This is a genomic window from Pseudomonas juntendi (assembly GCF_009932375.1).
Classification (GTDB): Bacteria; Pseudomonadota; Gammaproteobacteria; order Pseudomonadales; family Pseudomonadaceae; genus Aquipseudomonas; species Aquipseudomonas juntendi.
This window is the reverse complement of the sequence record NZ_BLJG01000350.1, coordinates 1-215: the sequence shown is the minus strand read 5'-3', so window position 1 is coordinate 215 and position 215 is coordinate 1. Positions and strand designations below refer to the sequence as shown.

1 pseudogene is annotated in these 215 nt (G+C 65.1%); it reads right to left on the bottom strand.

The features are described 5' to 3' along the window. Window positions 1–50: 50 nt before the first annotated feature. Window positions 51–134 (bottom strand): annotated as a pseudogene (locus tag GYA94_RS25850) (tRNA (uridine(34)/cytosine(34)/5-carboxymethylaminomethyluridine(34)-2'-O)-methyltransferase TrmL); the annotation flags it as partial. Window positions 135–215 lie beyond the last annotated feature (81 nt).

The window sequence follows — 215 nt, the reverse complement described above, 5'->3', positions numbered from 1 at the left end:
GCCCTGTGGGAGCCGGCTTGCCGGCGATAGGGCCAGTGCAGGCTTACACATCAGCTCCCGGCAAACCCGTTCTGCCGCCAGGCCTCATACACCGTCACCGCCACCGTGTTGGACAGGTTCAGGCTGCGGCAGCCTGAACCTGTCCAACACGGTGGCGGTGACGGTGTATGAGGCCTGGCGGCAGAACGGGTTTGCCGGGAGCTGATGTGTAAGCC